Source organism: Acidovorax sp. SDU_ACID1 (assembly GCF_045291395.1).
In the GTDB taxonomy this organism is placed as follows: domain Bacteria; phylum Pseudomonadota; class Gammaproteobacteria; order Burkholderiales; family Burkholderiaceae_C; genus MR-S7.
In genome coordinates this window covers 1,713,893-1,726,769 of the sequence record NZ_CP152342.1, presented here as the reverse complement: position 1 = coordinate 1,726,769, position 12,877 = coordinate 1,713,893, and the positions used below count along the sequence as shown (strand labels likewise).

The 12,877-nt window shown below is 71.3% G+C and carries 11 protein-coding genes, 1 tRNA gene and 2 pseudogenes; 2 read left to right on the top strand and 12 right to left on the bottom strand.

The features are described 5' to 3' along the window. Nucleotide 1: 1 nt before the first annotated feature. The 3 genes and pseudogenes from AAG689_RS08490 to AAG689_RS08480 all read right to left on the bottom strand — a co-directional run bounded on the left by AAG689_RS08490 (nucleotide 2) and on the right by AAG689_RS08480 (nucleotide 1,763). Nucleotides 2-78, bottom strand: a tRNA-Pro gene (locus tag AAG689_RS08490). 74 nt (nucleotides 79-152) lie between these two features. Next, nucleotides 153-404: a translation initiation factor IF-1 gene (infA, locus tag AAG689_RS08485; RefSeq protein ID WP_020229094.1), complete on the bottom strand. Its 252-nt coding sequence runs from the start codon at nucleotides 402-404 to the stop codon at nucleotides 153-155. Nucleotides 405-652: 248 nt separating this feature from the next. Further along, nucleotides 653-1,763, bottom strand: a pseudogene (locus AAG689_RS08480) (HPP family protein). Nucleotides 1,764-2,014: 251 nt separating this feature from the next. Between AAG689_RS08480 and asd the strand changes: the two are divergent. Beyond that, nucleotides 2,015-2,866 (top strand): archaetidylserine decarboxylase, encoded by an 852-nt coding sequence (gene asd / locus AAG689_RS08475; protein WP_406625570.1) that lies wholly within the window; start codon nucleotides 2,015-2,017, stop codon nucleotides 2,864-2,866. Between the two features lie 14 nt (nucleotides 2,867-2,880). On the opposite strand, the gene AAG689_RS08470 is transcribed toward asd, so the two are convergent. From AAG689_RS08470 to hutC, 9 genes and pseudogenes are all read right to left on the bottom strand, one after another. After that, a complete protein-coding gene (locus AAG689_RS08470; RefSeq protein ID WP_024001601.1) occupies nucleotides 2,881-3,144 on the bottom strand; it encodes a hypothetical protein in 264 nt (87 codons plus the stop codon). Nucleotides 3,145-3,155: 11 nt separating this feature from the next. Next, nucleotides 3,156-3,974 carry an N-formylglutamate deformylase gene (hutG, locus tag AAG689_RS08465; protein ID WP_406625569.1) on the bottom strand — a complete coding sequence of 273 codons (819 nt, stop codon included), beginning with the start codon at nucleotides 3,972-3,974 and terminating at the stop codon, nucleotides 3,156-3,158. Further along, nucleotides 3,971-5,362, bottom strand: coding sequence for a formimidoylglutamate deiminase (locus AAG689_RS08460; protein ID WP_406625568.1), 1,392 nt, complete (start codon nucleotides 5,360-5,362; stop codon nucleotides 3,971-3,973). Before AAG689_RS08460 ends, hutG begins: the two co-directional genes overlap by 4 nt. Continuing rightward, nucleotides 5,359-6,582: an imidazolonepropionase gene (gene hutI / locus AAG689_RS08455; RefSeq protein WP_406625567.1), complete on the bottom strand. Its 1,224-nt coding sequence runs from the start codon at nucleotides 6,580-6,582 to the stop codon at nucleotides 5,359-5,361. The genes AAG689_RS08460 and hutI overlap by 4 nt, the downstream gene beginning before the upstream one ends. Next, nucleotides 6,579-7,211, bottom strand: coding sequence for a HutD family protein (locus tag AAG689_RS08450; RefSeq protein WP_406625566.1), 633 nt, complete (start codon nucleotides 7,209-7,211; stop codon nucleotides 6,579-6,581). The genes hutI and AAG689_RS08450 overlap by 4 nt, the downstream gene beginning before the upstream one ends. Further along, a pseudogene (gene hutU, locus AAG689_RS08445) lies at nucleotides 7,208-8,904 on the bottom strand (urocanate hydratase). Before hutU ends, AAG689_RS08450 begins: the two are co-directional and overlap by 4 nt. A 104-nt stretch (nucleotides 8,905-9,008) precedes the next feature. After that, entirely contained in the window at nucleotides 9,009-9,845 is an 837-nt protein-coding gene (locus tag AAG689_RS08440; RefSeq protein WP_406625565.1) for a phytanoyl-CoA dioxygenase family protein, read from the bottom strand. 38 nt (nucleotides 9,846-9,883) lie between these two features. Beyond that, nucleotides 9,884-11,473 carry a histidine ammonia-lyase gene (gene hutH, locus AAG689_RS08435; protein WP_406625564.1) on the bottom strand — a complete coding sequence of 530 codons (1,590 nt, stop codon included), beginning with the start codon at nucleotides 11,471-11,473 and terminating at the stop codon, nucleotides 9,884-9,886. A 112-nt stretch (nucleotides 11,474-11,585) separates the two neighbouring features. After that, entirely contained in the window at nucleotides 11,586-12,305 is a 720-nt protein-coding gene (gene hutC, locus AAG689_RS08430) for a histidine utilization repressor (protein ID WP_406625563.1), read from the bottom strand. 170 nt (nucleotides 12,306-12,475) lie between these two features. Between hutC and AAG689_RS08425 the strand changes: the two genes are divergently transcribed. Beyond that, nucleotides 12,476-12,802: a hypothetical protein gene (locus AAG689_RS08425; RefSeq protein ID WP_406625562.1), complete on the top strand. Its 327-nt coding sequence runs from the start codon at nucleotides 12,476-12,478 to the stop codon at nucleotides 12,800-12,802. Nucleotides 12,803-12,877: the final 75 nt, after the last annotated feature.

The window sequence follows — 12,877 nt, the reverse complement described above, 5'->3', positions numbered from 1 at the left end:
ATGGTCGGAGCGGCGGGATTCGAACTCGCGACCCTCTGCTCCCAAAGCAGATGCGCTACCAGGCTGCGCTACGCTCCGACAGCTCGCATTCTAACCCGCCAGATCCGTCCACTCGGGGGAAACGGCGCGATATTTGCAGCCCTGCCAACGCCTCAGCGGTTGCCCGAAGGCGCAGGGCCGCGGCCTGCCAGGTGGCGGAACGTGATGCGGCCCTTGGTAAGGTCGTAGGGAGACATTTCGAGCGACACCTTGTCGCCCGCCAGGATGCGGATGTGGTGCTTGCGCATCTTGCCGCCGGTGTAGGCGATGAGTTGGTGTCCGTTGTCCAGCGTCACGCGAAAGCGCGAATCCGGCAAGACTTCGGTCACGGAACCCTGCATTTCGATCAGTTCTTCTTTGGCCATGTGTTGTGGTCCATCGGTTTCAATAACAAATGCTTGCGAACGCACTCTGCCGCGCCCGGCCATCACCAACGACCGCTCCAGCCCGTTCATGGGCTTGAAGCACGGTGCAGTGCAGGCAGGGGAGCGTCATTCGCCCCCGGGCGTAGGGGGCGGAAAAGCCGGCAGGAGCGGCTTCACGGACAGGCGTGGCGCTGTGGCGCTGTGCATGAGCCGCAGAATTGTACTGCGATGTGGACCGCCCCGCGCAGCTAGGCCCTTGCCACGGCCGCTGCGAGCGACTTGACCAGGTCCGTCTGCGTGATGATCCCGACCAGCTCCCGCTGCTCGTTCACCACGGGGATATGGTGGTGCCCTGCCACGGAAAAAAGCGGCACCAGGTCCATCACGTGCTGGTTCGCGTGCACCTGCATGACGGGCGACGCCATCAGGTTCTGCACCTGGTCGGGGCGCTTGGGGCGCCCCAGGATGAGCGAGCGCAGGCGCTGGCCCATGCCCTCGTGCACGTCGAGGTTGGCCAGCCGCATGAAGTCCGACACGGTGACGATCCCGACCACCAGGCGCTCTCCGTCCACCACGGGCAGCGCCTTGATGGCCTCCTTGCGCATGAGCGCCCAGGCGTCCTTGAGCGAGGCGTCGGCCGACACGGCATGCACGGGCGACGACATGATCTGCTGGCAGCGCAACTCGCCCAGCGTGCGCTGGAAGGCGGCCTTGCCCGCGAGGTGCAGCAGCCCTTCCAGGTCGGCCCGGCTCACGTCCAGCACCTGGTTGTAGTGCGATAGCGCGGCATCCAGGTCGGCGGACGTGAAGGCGCCCGTCCCCCCGGGGAGCGCTCTTGCGCGCCTGGGCATGGGGATAGCTGCGCCCCGTGAACTGGTTGTAGGCGATGCCCACCAGCACCAAGATTGCGACGTTGAGCAGCACCGGAAACAGCGCCACCTGCAGGTTTTCGTGGGGATTGAGAACGCCGAACAGCGCCAGGGCGCCGCCGGGCGGATGCAGGCAGCGCAGGGCCAGCATCGCACCCACGGCCAGGCCGACGGCCAGGCCGCAAGCCAGCACCACCTCTGGAACCATCGCGGCGCAGGCCTCGCCGATCAGGAAAGACAGGGCGCTGCCCGCGAGCACCGGCCACGGCTGCGCCAAGGGGCTCGACGGCATGCCGAACACCAGCACGGCGCTGGAGCCGAGCGATGCCACCATCCACGGGACGGGCAGCGCCGCACCATACCAATGGGCAAACAGCGCCACCACGGCAACCCCCAGGGCCACACCACCCACCATGCGCAGGCGCTCGCGCCGGTCCACGCCCACCGGCGCAGGCCAGAAGCGGCGCAGCCAGGCCAGGGCGCGACGCATGCCGGCCTCCTCAGGCCTGGCTTCGGAGGACACATCGGAAACGGGTGAAGGTGGCATGAAGGGGGCGCCTCGTCGCGCCGCGGCGCTTCAGGGAAGCTTGGCATTATCTGGCGTGCCGGCCCTTGCCGCAGGCGCGGGGTTTCTCCCGGCCGCCGTGCGCTGCTGCGGGTATGCCCGCAGCAGCGCACGGCCTTGGGCGCCCGGGCCCGCCAGTAGAATGGCCCGGCCTTTTTCGCAAGGATTGCCCCTACGTGTCCGACCGCCTCGCCGTTCTTCCCCAGTATCTTTTGCCCAAGCAGGCGCTGACCGCCCTGGCGGGCAGTCTGGCATCGGCACGGGCAGGCCGCCTGACCACGGCGGCCATCCGCCGTTTCGTCGCGCGCTATGGCGTGGACATGAGCGAGGCCGCCGAGCCCGACATCGCGCACTACGCCTGCTTCAACGACTTTTTCACCCGCGCGCTGCGTCCCGGCGTACGCCCGCTGGCGGATGCGGCCGCCATCTGCCCGGTGGACGGGGCAGTGAGCCAGCTCGGTGCCATCGAGCACGACCAGATCTTCCAGGCCAAGGGCCACCACTACTCCACCACCGCCCTGCTGGGCGGCGACGCCACGCTGGCTGCGCAGTTCCAGGGCGGCAGCTTCGCCACGATCTACCTGAGCCCGCGCGACTACCACCGCATCCACATGCCGTGCGACGGCCGGCTGCTGCGCATGGAGCACGTGCCGGGCGCGCTGTTTTCCGTCAACCCGCTCACGGCGCGGGGCGTGCCGGGGCTGTTCGCGCGCAACGAGCGGGTGGTCTGCCTGTTCGATACGCCGCTCGGCCCCATGGCGCTGGTGCTGGTGGGCGCCACCATCGTCGGCAGCATGGCCACCGTGTGGCATGGACAGGTGAATCCGCCGCGCACCGGCAAGCTGCGCCGGTGGGACTATGCGGACCAGGACATCCGGCTGCGGCAGGGCGAGGAGATGGGACGCTTCCAGCTGGGCTCCACCGTGGTGCTGCTGTTCTCGCGCGGCGCCGTGCAGTTCACCGCCGGCTGGGCGGCGGCCCGCCCCGTCCGCCTGGGCGAGGCCATGGCCCAGCGGCCGGGCGCCTGACGCGGTTCAGGCCGTCAATGCGGCTCGGGCACGCGCACGGTGGTGAACACCGTGGGCTCGAGCTCCAGCTCCAGGGGGTCGGCCGGCTCGGCGTGGCCCACCAGGTACACCGCCAGGTCATGGCGGCGCAAGGCCACATGGCTCACCGTTTCCCAGCTTCCGCCGCGGCGCAGCCGCACGCGTGTCCCGGGCCGGTACAGAGGCATGCGAAAACGATCGCTCCAGCCCCAGGGGGCTTCCCGGGGTGGCTCTTGGGCAACGAGGGATTGGGTGTCCATGGACATGGATCTTAGCCGTTGGCCTGCGCGAACGCGAGCATGGCCTGCAGCATGCGCCGCACGTGGGGCTGAACACCCGAGGCGATCTCGGGCAGGTAGTCGAACGGCAGATGCTCCTGCATGTAGCTGCACTGGGTCATTTCCAGCTGCACGGCGTGCACCTTGCGTGCCGGGTCGCCATAGCTTCGCGTGATATGGCCACCTTTGAAACGGCCGTTGAGCACGGCCGTGTAGCCCGGTGCGGCCTGGGCAATGGCCAGCAGTTCCTGCGCCAGCGCAGGGTCGCAGCTCGCGCCGCCGGCGGTGCCCAGGTTCAGGTCGGTCAGCTTGCCGGCGAAGAAGCGCGGCAGCACCGACCGGATGGAATGCGCGTCCCACAGCATGGCGATGCCGTGCTGCGCACGCAGGCGTTCCAGCTCCTGCGCCAGCCGGGCGTGGTACGGCTGCCAGAGTGCATCGCGGCGCGCGGCGATTTCGGCGTCGCCGGGCGCATCGGCTGCGTCGGCATACAGCGGCGTGTCGTCGAACGTGTCCACCGGGCACAGGCCGGTGACGCTCTGGCCTGGGTAGAGGCTGGCACCGTCCGGCGGGCGGTTCAGGTCGATGACGTAGCGTGAATGCGTGGCGACCAGCACCGAGGCGCCCAACCCGTCGGCAAAGTCGTACAGCCGCTCCAGGTGCCAGTCGGTGTCGGGCAGGTGGCGGGCCTCGGCGGTGAAGCGCGCGGCAAGCTGCGGCGGCACGTGGGTGCCCACGTGGGGCATGGAAATCAGCAGGGGCCGGGTTCCCTGGCGGAAGCGGAAGGGCGGCTGGTCGGTGTGGAAATTCATGGGGACTCCTCAATCAATTGTCGCCGTGCGGCGATGAAGCCGGCCCGGGCCGCCTCGTGGCCGGCATGGCGCCCCGCCACCACCACGGGCTGGCCGCCGGCATGCACGCCGCATACCGCGCTGGTACGGTGGCTGGCGAACACGTGGCCTGCCAGCATCTGCGGCGCCGCGAGGCCCGCGAGCGCCGGGTGCGCCGCATCCAGCACGGCGAAATCGGCCCGCTGGCCCACGGCCAGCCCGGCGACCGGCCGCCCCGCCGCCTGCGCGCCGCCGCGCACGGCGGCGAGCACCATGGCGGTGGCCACCTCGGGCTGGTGCGCGCCGGCCGCCACGTTGCGCCGGCGCGTGGCCAGGCGCTGGCTGTATTCGAGCAGCATCAGTTCCTCGGCCGCATTGACGCACACATGGCTGTCCGAGCCCACGCCCCAGGCGCCGCCGGCCTCCGTCCAGGCCGGCAGATCGAAGATGCCGTCGCCCAGGTTGGCCTCCGTCGAGGGACACAGGCCGGCCACGGCGCCGCTCGCGGCGGCGCGGCGGATTTCGCCGGCGTCCATGTGGGTGGCGTGCACCAGGCACCAGCGCGCATCGACCGGGGCATGGTCCAGCAGCCAGGCGACCGGGCGCTGGCCGCTCCAGGCGATGCAGTCCGCCACCTCGCGCTCCTGCTCGGCGATGTGGATGTGGATGGGCGCGGTGGCGTCCAGGGCGTCCAGACCCGCCAGCGCCTCGCGCAGCGCGGCGGGCGGCACGGCGCGCAGCGAATGCGGCGCAAGGCCCAGCCGGGCGCCCTGCGCTGCGCACAGCGGCCGCAGGCGCTCCAGTAGCCGCAACATCGCGTCGGTGGCGTGGATGAACCGCCGCTGCCCGTCGCCCGGCGGCTGCGCGCCGAAGCCGCTGCTCTGGTAGAGCACCGGCAGCAGCGTGAGCCCGATGCCCGCGCGCCGCGCGGCGCGCAGCACGGCCAGGGCCATCTCGGCGCTGTCGGCGTAGGGGCGGCCGCCGGTGTCGTGGTGCACGTAGTGGAATTCGCACACCGCCGTGTAGCCCGCCTCCAGCATCTCGACGTAAAGGCCGTAGGCGATGGCTTCCAGCTGCGCCGGCGTGAGCCTGCACGCGAAGCGGTACATGAGGCTGCGCCAGCTCCAGAAGCTGTCTTCGCCGCTGCCGCGGTATTCCGCCAGGCCGGCCATGCCGCGCTGGAAGGCGTGGGAATGCAGGTTGGGCATGCCGGGCAGCACGGGACCGGCGGCCTCGGCCACGCCGGCCGGCCGGGCCGCGCCGGCCTGCACCTGCGTGAAGGCGCCCTGCCCGTCCCATGCCAGCAGTACGTCGCGCGCCCAGCCGGCGGGCAGCAGCGCATGGGCGGCGAACAGCCGGCCCGCGCTCACGGTGCACCCTCCGCGATGCGGCCCTGGCGCACGACGCAGCGCACCGGCCTCTGGCCGAACCAGTAGGCCAGCTCGGAGGCCTCGCGCACGTTCCACAGCACGAAGTCGGCCGGGCGGCCCACGGCCAGCGTGCCGTGCGTGTCCTGCAGGCCCAGCGCACGTGCGGCGTGGGCGGTGATGCCCGCCAGCGCCTCCGGCACCGTCAGGCCGAACAGCGTGCAGGCCATGTTCGCCATCAGCAGCAGGCTCAGGGCCGGCGAGGTGCCAGGGTTGTGGTCGGTGGCGACGGCCATGGGCACGCCGGCGGCGCGCAGCGCGGCGATGGGCGGCAGGTGCGTGTCGCGCAGCGTGTAGTAGGCGCCGGGCAGCAGCACGGCGACGGTGCCGGCGGCCCGCATCGCGTCGATGCCCGCCTGCGAGAGATGCTCCACGTGGTCGCACGACAACGCGCCATAGCGCGCCGCGAGCTGCGCGCCGCCCATGTCACTGAGCTGCTCCGCGTGCAGCTTGATCGGCAGGCCCAGCGCCCGCGCGGCCTGGAACACGCGCTCGGTCTCCTCCAGCGAGAAGGCGATGCGCTCGCAGAACACGTCCACCGCGTCCACCAGCCCTTCGGCGTGCAGCGCGGGCAGCATCTCGCGGCAGACGAGGTCGATGTATTCGCCGCTGCGGCCCGCGTATTCGGGCGGCAGCGCATGCGCGCCCAGGAAGGTGGTGCGCACCGCCACGCCGTGTGCCTGCGCCAGCCGCCGCGCCACGCGCAGCTGCTTGCGCTCGTGCTCCAGCGCCAGGCCGTAGCCGGACTTGACCTCGACGGCGCACACGCCCTCGGCCAGCAGTTGCGACAGGCGCGCGCTGGCGCTTGCGAACAGCACATCCTCGCCGGCCTCGCGCGTGGCGCGCACGGTGGAGACGATGCCGCCGCCGGCCCGGGCGATCTCCTCGTAGCTGGCCCCGGCCAGGCGCAGCGCGAACTCGTGGGCGCGGTGGCCGCCGTAAACCAGGTGCGTGTGGCAGTCCACCAGCCCGGGCGTGACCAGAGCGCCGCCACCGTCATGGCGCACGACCTGGGCGAAGCGCGCAGGCTCGGTGCCGGGCAAGCCCATCCATTGCACCTGGCCGGCCTCCACAGCCAGCGCGAGAGGCGCGCCGTCCATGGCGCGCAGGCCGGTCCACAGCCCGTCGGCGCTGGACGCCGAGGCGAAGGTGGTCGTGGTCATGCATCAACTTTCATAGCTGGTTGCGCTTGCTGGGCGGGCGCTGGAGGCGCTTTTGATGCCAAAGCTGCAGGCTGCCAGCCGGCGGCCACCAGTTGCGCATCGCCCCCGCCGGGAACCAGGTGCGCGCTGCGCGGCGTGCCTGCCCACCAGACGCCGCTGCCGGCGGCCAAGGACTCCTCCCCCAGGCGCCAGTGGCCGCGCACGGCCAGCAGCAGCAGGTGCGTGGCGCCGTCCAGCGCCCAGGATTCGCCCTGCAGCACCCGCACCGTGGCGCTGCCGCGGCCGCGCCGCGCCATGGCGTTGAAGTCGGTGGAGGTGCCGTCCAGCCGCGTGCAGTGCAGCGCCGCATCGCCGCTGAAGGCGAAGGGCTGCAGCGGCGTGGCCAGCCGGTGGTCGATGCCCTCGCCCTGCAGGTGCACGCCGCCGCCCTCCAGCAGCAGGATGTGGCGGTCGATGCCGGGAAAGCGCGAGAAAGGCCCGTCGGCCGCGATGGTGGCCACGGAGACGCGCCAGTCGAAATACTCCAGGCCCGCACCCGGCGGCCAGCACAGCAGCTCGCGGGTGCTGCCGCCGCCGTTCTTCCAGGGCGTGGCGGGCACGCCGCCCAGCGTGAAGCGGTGCAGGCTCACGGCACCATCGGCAGCGTGAGGCCGAACTTCTTCGCCGTGGCCACGGCCAGCTCGTAGCCCGCGTCGGCATGGCGCATCACGCCCGAGCCGCAGTCGTTGACCAGCACGCGCGCCAGGCGCCGGTCGGCGGCCTCGGTGCCGTCGCACACGATCACCATGCCGGCATGCTGCGAATAGCCCATGCCCACGCCGCCGCCGTGGTGCAGGCTGACCCAGGTGGCGCCGCCCGCGGTGTTCAGCAGCGCATTGAGCAGCGGCCAGTCGCTCACGGCGTCGGTGCCGTCCTTCATGGCCTCGGTCTCGCGGTTGGGGCTGGCGACGGAGCCGGTGTCCAGGTGGTCGCGGCCAATGACGACGGGCGCCTTCAGCTCGCCCTTGCGCACCATCTCGTTGAAGGCCAGGCCCGCCACGTGGCGCTCGCCCAGGCCCAGCCAGCAGATGCGCGCCGGCAGGCCCTGGAAGGCGATGCGCTCGCGCGCCATGTCCAGCCAGCGATGGGTGTGGTGGTTGTCGGGGAACAACTCCTTGATCTTGGCGTCGGTACGGTAGATGTCCTCGGGGTCGCCCGAGAGCGCCACCCAGCGGAACGGGCCTTTGCCCTCGCAGAACAGCGGGCGGATGTACGCCGGCACGAAGCCGGGGAAGTCGAAGGCGTTCTGCACGCCCTGGTCGAACGCCACCTGGCGGATGTTGTTGCCGTAGTCCACCGTGGGGATGCCCAGTGCCTGGAAGTCGAGCATGGCCTGCACGTGCACCGCGCAGCCCCGGGCCGCCGCCTCGGCCAGCCGCGCATGCTGCGCCGGGTCGCGCTGCGCGGCCTTCCACTGGGCCACGCTCCAGCCGGGCGGCAGGTAGCCATGCACCAGGTCGTGCGCGGAGGTCTGGTCGGTCACCAGGCCGGGGCGGATGGCGCCGGCCCGTGCGCGCCGGGCCAGCGCGGGCAGCACCTCGGCCGCATTGCCCAGCAGCGCGATGGAGACGGCCTCCTTCCTGGCCGTATGGTGCCGGATGAGCGCCAGGGCGTCGTCGATGTCCCGCGCCTGCTTGTCCACGTAGCGGGTGCGCAGGCGGAAGTCGATGCTGCTTTGCTGGCATTCGACGGTGAGCGAGCAGGCGCCGGCCAAGGTGGCGGCCAGCGGCTGCGCGCCGCCCATGCCGCCCAGGCCGGCCGTGAGGATCCAGCGGCCCCCAGGTCGCCGCCGTAGTGCTGGCGGCCCGCCTCCACGAAGGTCTCGAAGGTGCCCTGCACGATGCCCTGGCTGCCGATGTAGATCCACGAGCCGGCCGTCATCTGGCCGTACATGAACAGGCCCCGGCGGTCCAGCGCGTTGAAGTGCTCCCAGTTCGCCCATTGGGGCACGAGGTTGGAATTGGCGATCAGCACGCGCGGCGCGTCGGCATGGGTCTTGAACACGCCCACCGGCTTGCCGGACTGCACGAGCAGCGTCTCGTCCTCGCCCAGGGCCTTGAGCGAGGCCAGGATCTGGTCGAAGCACTGCCAGTCGCGCGCGGCACGGCCGATGCCGCCATAGACCACGAGCGACTGCGGGTTCTCGGCCACGTCGGGGTCCAGGTTGTTCTGGAGCATGCGGAACGGCGCCTCGATCAGCCAGTTCCTGCAGGTAAGCGTGCTGCCGCGCGGGGCGCGCACTTCACGGGTGGGGTCCAGGCGCGGGTCGGTGGTGGTGTTCATGCATGTCTCCTTCGTCGGCGCGGGGCGTTGCCCGCTACCGTATCAATAGCTGCCCGCGCTTGCTGGAAGGGGGCCGCAGGGCTTTTTCATATCAAACGCATGCCCTACCCCACCAGGCGGGGAAAGAGCGGGTGGTCCATTTCCGTACCCGGCGGCAGCACCTCGGCCAGGCCGGGAAAGTCCGGCGAGGTCTTCCAGGCGCGCGGCGCATGGCGCATGTCGTCGCCCAGGAAGCGCAGCGAGAACACGCGCCGGCGGCCGGGCCCCTGCACGCCGGCCGAGGCATGCAGCGTGAGCATGTTGAAGCACACGAAGTCGCCCGGCTCCAGCGCCCAGCCCAGGATGGGAAAGCGGTCGCGCGCGGCCTCGATGTCCGGCAGGTCGGCCAGGCTGCCCTCCGGGAACCACTTGGCCTGGTTGTCCATGAAGCTGCGCGGCATGAGCCACGGGCCGCGGTGCGAGCCGGCCACGAACTCCAGCGTGGACGGGCGCGAGACCGGATCGACCGGGATCCACAGGCTGATGTTCTGGCCGCCGTCCACGTTGTAGTAGGGCTGGTCCTGGTGCCAGGGCGTGCGCTGGCGCGTGCCGGGCTCCTTGACCAGCAGGTGGTCGTGGTACAGGCGCACGGTGCGCGAGCCCATCAGCCGCTGCGACAGCAATGCCAGCGGCGTTTCACGAATGAAGCGCTCGATGGCCGGGATGCGCTGCCAGTTGCAGAAGTCCTCGAAAAAGCGGCCCGGGTCGTCGGGCCGGCTGGCCACCTTGGCCAGGGGGCCGGGGGCGGCGAGGTTGGCCTCGATGGCCTCGGACAGCAGCGCCAGCTCCTGCGCATTCAGCAGGCCGCGCACCACGGCGGCGCCGTCGCGCTGGAAGGCCTGCACGGTGGCATCGTCCACGCAGGCGTCGATGCGGGCGGCATGGGAGGAAGGGGTCGTCATGGGCAGGGCTCCTTTGCTTGTGGTGGATGGCGCGGCCATCATGCCTGCGCATGGCTGGGCAGGACGCCCGCCAGCGCAGCGGGCCACTGCGCCGCGCCCTCCCCGTCGCGCAGGGCCCAGCCGCGCATGGCCTCGATGTCGGGTGCGAGGTAGCGGTCCTGCTCCAGGAAGGCCACGCGCTGGCGGATGGCGGCCAGTTCGGCCTCCACCAGCGGCGAGCTGCGGAGCCAGGGCCGGTGCGCGCTGCCGGGCGCGGGCACGCGCTCCAGGTCGATGCCCTGCGCGGCGGCCATGGCCTCGATGCCCACCATCACCGCCACGTTGCGCACCATGCCGCCCAGGCGGCGCGCGCCGTAGGTGGCCATGGACACGTGGTCCTCCTGGTTGGCGGAGGTGGGCAGGCTGGTCACGCTGCTCGGGGTGGCCAGGCACTGGTTCTCGGCCGCCAGCGCCGCGGCAGTGACCTGCGCGATCATGAAGCCGGAGTTGACGCCGCTGTCGCGCACCAGGAAGGCCGGCAGGCCGGACAGTGCCGTGTCCAACAGCAGCGCCAGCCGCCGCTCGGAGATGGCGCCGATCTCGGCCAGCGCCAGCGCGACGATGTCCGCCGCGAAGGCTACGGGCTCGGCGTGGAAGTTGCCGCCCGAGATCACCTCGCCCGTGTCGGCGAAGACCAGGGGGTTGTCCGACGCGGCGTTGGCCTCGGTGCGCAGCACGCGCGCGGCGTGCTGCAGGTTGTCCAGGCAGGCGCCCATGACCTGCGGCACGCAGCGGATGGAGTACGGGTCCTGCACGCGGCCGCAGTGGGGGTGCGAAGGGTCGATCTCGCTGCCTTCCAGCAGCGCGCGCATGGCCGCCGCCACGGCGATCTGCCCAGGCTGGCCGCGCGCCGCATGGATGCGCGCATCGAACGGCTTGACCGAACCCTTGATGGCCTCCAGCGTCAGCACGCCGGACAGCAGCCCTGCGGCGAACACGCTCTCGGCCCCGAACAGCCCCACCAGCGCCAGCGCCGTGGACACCTGCGTGCCGTTGAGCAGCGCCAGGCCTTCCTTGGGCCCGAGCACGAACGGCTGCAGCCCCGCGGCGGCCAGGGCCTGGCGGCCGGGAACCACGCGGCCCTGCACCTTGGCCTGGCCTTCGCCGATGAGCACGCAGGCCAGGTGCGCCAGCGGAGCCAGATCGCCCGACGCTCCCACCGAGCCCTGCGCCGGAATGACCGGCAGCACGTCCGCATTCGCCAGTGCCAGCAGCGCATCCACCAGCGCCGGCCGCACGCCCGAATGGCCGCGCGCCAGGCTCACTGCCTTGGTGGCCAGCACCAGGCGCACCACGGGGTCAGGTAAGGCCTCGCCCGTGCCCACGCTGTGCGACAGCACCAGGTTGCGCTGCAGCTCGGCCAGCCGGTCGCCGGCGATGCGGGTGCTGGCCAGCTTGCCGAAGCCGGTGTTGATGCCATAGACCACCTGGTCCTCCCGCACGATGCGGTCCACGGTGGCCTGCGCCGCTGCCAGTCCCTGCAGCGCCTCCGGGTCCATCGCCAGCCGCAGGCCGCCGGCGCTGGCACGGCGCAGTTCGGCCAGGGAGACCTGGCCGGGTCGGAGCACGAGGGTGGGCAAGGAGGTCATTATTCTTCCTGTATAGACAAGATGACGCGAAAAAACGGCATGGTTGCTCCGTATTGAAGGTATTGGAGCATGGAAAAGCGATCCTGTATATACAGGATCAACCCGCATGCACCTACCCCACGAGCGGGGGGCCGTCGGCCCTGAAGCGGCTGCCCAGCCGGTAGCGGCTGCCGGGATGGAGGCAGCGCACCACCGTCACCGGCACGCCCCCCGACCAGGTGCGGCGGGTGAGCAGCAGGCAGGGGTCGCCGGGCGTGATCGCCAGCAGCCCGGCCTGCTCGGGTGTGGGCAGCACGGCATCGACCACGTGCTCCATCTGGTCGAAGGGCACGTTGCGCACCAGGAATTCCGAGGGCTGCAGCCGCGAAAAATCCTGCGCCCCGAACGTGGGCGCCATCCTCGGGTTCACGTAACGGTCTTCCAACTGCACCGGCACGCCGTCCTCCCGGTGCACGCACACCGCATGGAACACCGAGGCGCCGGCTCGCAGGTCCAGCGCCGCAGCCACTTCCACCGGCGCGGACACGCGCTCCACCCGCAGCACCTCGCACAGGTAGTCGTGGCCGCGCTGGCGGATCTCCTCGGCCAGGTTGGCGATGTGCAGCAGCGTGGACTGCGGCTTGCCCTCCGCCACGAAGCTGCCCACCCCGGCCACGCGCACGATGCGCCCCTGCTCCACCAGCTCGCGCAGCGCCCGGTTCACCGTCATGCGCGACATGCCGAAGCGCGTGACCAGCTCGTTCTCGGAAGGCAGACGGTCGCCCGCGCGCCAAGAGCCGTCCTGGATGCCGCGCACGATGAAGTCCTTGATCTGCTGGTACAGCGCCGGCACGGCGGAGCCGCCGGGCGGGCGGGCGTTCGGGGTGCGGGGCGGGCGCTCATGGCCGCATTCTGCCGGCTTCCCCTGGCCACGGGCATGGGCCTGGAAAGAGGGGTCCGTATAATTTACCTACCATGCCGAGATGGTTGATTGCGGTTTTCACCCTCCATTTCCTCCTGAGCGTGGGTGTATCCGCCTTCGGCAAGACGCCGGCGGCGGTGCTCCCACCCCAGGTGTGCACGCATGCCATGCTGCTGGACGATGCCTCCGCAGGCCCCGCGCTCCAGACCGCAGAAGACGTGGCGAAGGACGCCTCCGCCGACCTGCGCGGCCACGGCCTCATGGACGACCGGCAGGACCTGCCTGACGACCAGTACATCCGCCTGCCGCAGGCCGCCTCCGGCCTTGCGCCCTTCCCCTGCCCCGCCACACTGGCCGAAGCACTGCCTGCCCCGCTACCGAAGAAAAGGCACAGGCCTCCCCGCGCGGGCCGCATGCAGCGCGCCTGAGGCACTGCCCGGCCATCCGCCGGCCCGGCCTGCCGCCTTACAGGCGCGGCGCACGCACATCCATCTGCTCTTCAG

What these genes read in the sequence shown, in the direction of transcription:
- hutI (WP_406625567.1), bottom strand. Translation starts at nt 6,582, where the DNA reads ATGACCACGACCACCTTCGCCTCGGCGTCCAGCGCCGACGGGCTGTGG.
- AAG689_RS08440 (WP_406625565.1), bottom strand. Translation starts at nt 9,845, where the DNA reads ATGACGACCCCTTCCTCCCATGCCGCCCGCATCGACGCCTGCGTGGAC.
- hutH (WP_406625564.1), bottom strand. Translation starts at nt 11,473, where the DNA reads ATGACCTCCTTGCCCACCCTCGTGCTCCGACCCGGCCAGGTCTCCCTG.
- hutG (WP_406625569.1), bottom strand. Translation starts at nt 3,974, where the DNA reads ATGAATTTCCACACCGACCAGCCGCCCTTCCGCTTCCGCCAGGGAACC.
- infA (WP_020229094.1), bottom strand. Translation starts at nt 404, where the DNA reads ATGGCCAAAGAAGAACTGATCGAAATGCAGGGTTCCGTGACCGAAGTC.
- AAG689_RS08470 (WP_024001601.1), bottom strand. Translation starts at nt 3,144, where the DNA reads ATGGACACCCAATCCCTCGTTGCCCAAGAGCCACCCCGGGAAGCCCCC.